At 44.1% G+C, this 2,301-nt stretch carries 3 protein-coding genes; 1 reads left to right on the plus strand and 2 read right to left on the minus strand.

From position 1 onward, the window contains the following. Positions 1-913, minus strand: a 913-nt coding sequence (locus tag B3F49_RS07975) for a DUF488 family protein (RefSeq protein WP_293910266.1), incomplete at its 3' end; no start/stop codon positions are given. 151 nt (positions 914-1,064) lie between these two features. After that, on the minus strand, positions 1,065-1,253 hold the full coding sequence (locus B3F49_RS07980; protein WP_293910268.1) for a hypothetical protein: 189 nt from the start codon (positions 1,251-1,253) through the stop codon (positions 1,065-1,067). 200 nt (positions 1,254-1,453) lie between these two features. Between B3F49_RS07980 and B3F49_RS07985 the strand changes: the two genes are divergently transcribed. Beyond that, positions 1,454-2,301 (plus strand): ROK family transcriptional regulator (locus B3F49_RS07985; RefSeq protein WP_293910278.1); only part of this gene is annotated, 848 nt, incomplete at its 3' end.

The following is a 2,301-nucleotide window of genomic DNA, read 5'->3' on the forward strand; positions in this document are numbered from 1 at the left end:
CTATGTGTTTTATCCCTGGAATAGAGGGTTGCACTCGTTGGCAATACTCTGCAAATAAAGATCTGTGGCAATCCTTAGGGTCTTTTTCGTAACACATGAGAGCAACATTTTCCCTAGATACTAATTCGGCAACAACTGACGCATACTCCTCACAGAGAGGCAGCGTGTTTTCCACGTACCACATAAATAAATCACATCTTTTTCCTGACGGCAAGAACTCTTTTCTATTGGATGAGGGTATGCCTACCTCTGGCATAAGATAGTATTGTATACCTGCTTCAGAAAGAGCCATTTCCAGATTCTTTTTTCTGAATTCCGGTCTCATTGAAAATGCATTTTTTCTGACATCAACAAGAGTTTTAATATTCTGGAGAATCAACAATTGGACAAATCTATCAATAGATAATCCCTCGTATCCTATTGTGTATAGGAACCGGGGAGTACTCTTAACTTGATCCCTAATTGTTTGGATTTTGTTCATAAAAACCTGATCAGACGTAAATCTGTCAATAATCAAGCTTCTGATTCCATAGAAAGGATAAGCCTTATAAATTCCTTCAAGTAAATCGTCATCAGTTTTATGTTCGTTGTCAACGATGAGTGTATCAAGTACTGTAGAATCTTCATTCTTGAGGAGTATCGAATCGAGTTCGATTCGATGTTTGTCAACAGAAATGAATGAACTAAACGGGGACTCCCCTTTTGTTTCTATCACAACTTCCTGTTTTATCAAAGCTTCCTGGTCGTTATGGAGACATATCGAATAACATCCATATTTATTAGGAATGAAATCATAATATGCAGTTCCCGTTGACTTGAAGAAAAGAAACATGAGTTTATGAAGCCTGATCAGAGAAATGGGTTTCTTATGCCTTAAAACCAAGTTAAGAAACACTTTTCTCCTATACAACATATAAGCACCTCGAACACTTTCTACCATGGGAAACAGATAAACACAAGGCATTAACAAGTTCGACAGGAATCAGAGCTGGTTCTGATTCCATCTCCTCTGACTCATAAGGTATCAAAAGTATCAGTAACACCTTGAGTCTTTGAGAGCATTACTACACCTCTGAACAGCTCACACCAGTCTTTGCAGCAAACTCTGCTTGTGTTGTGTTCTCATTCCTTCGAGTAGCTTTGATATCCTGAGGCGTACATATAAAAGTACGCGTAGGCTCTTTCTCGTTACGCAGAATAGCACCAGCTTCCTTAACACTCTCCAACAACAGTTCAAAATTGCTCTCATCCATACCATCCATCATACCTCGCACATTCAGAACTTGCCACCCCTCTTCGGTTCATATCAATGTCCTTTGCATTACGTTGGTTCAAGTTGTATTTAATTATTTATATTATTAGTAATTGTTATTCTTCTTGACTTCCCTTTTCAGGCCCCTATACTGGACTTAGGTTGGTACAAAAACAAACAAACCAAGTTTAGGAGTTGTCCATGGACAGTCCTCGAAGAACCAGACTCATCAATTCCTCCCGCATCATTCATCGCCTGTGGATAGAAGATGAACTCAGTAGAGCCGAGCTGGCCTTACGGCTGGGACTGAACCGCTCTTCGGTCTCCAACATCGTAGTCGACCTCATGCAGAGGGGCATCGTCAGGGAGAATGAGATCATAGATCCCGGTCCAAAAGGAGGAAGAAGAGCCATCGGCATCACGCTGAACAAAGAGTACTTCCATGTCATCGGCATCGAAATCCGCTCCGACTCCTATACCGCCCTCTCAGTCGATCTGGAAGGCAACGTACTGTTCTCGGAGACACAACCAAAAGGCTTCACGGCAAAAACCTTCAAAGAGGAAATGCTTTCCTTCATCGAGTCGCTCACCCAACGCTTGGAATATATGGGACGGCACCTGCTTGGAGTGGGAATAGGTTTCTCAGGCATCGTGGATGCTGAGAAGCAGGTGATCATCCGCTCAGTCTCCCTCGATTTCCAAGAACCCTTCGACTTCTCTACCGAAATCGCCTCAGCCTTCCCCTTCCCCGTCTTCTTGGAGAACGATGCAAACTGCGGGGCATGGGGGGAGGTCATATTCCAACGCAAGCGCAAGCTTCGCAACTTCCTCTTCGTCCTCATAGAGTTCTGGAAGGCCTATGACGTACAGACCGGCCTGGCAAGGCCGACCGTAGGCCTTGGCTTCGGCTTCGACGGGAAAATCCATCGAGGCAGCAACAACCAAGCCGGTGAATTCAAAAGTGTACTCAACCGAGACAGAGACTCTTCTGAACAAGTGGTGGTCGATAGAACCATCTCCGTCACGGAGAACAGGGAGGCCCTGCTCGC

The sequence above is a fragment of the Sphaerochaeta sp. UBA5836 genome, from assembly GCF_002432845.1.
GTDB lineage: Bacteria > Spirochaetota > Spirochaetia > Sphaerochaetales > Sphaerochaetaceae > Sphaerochaeta.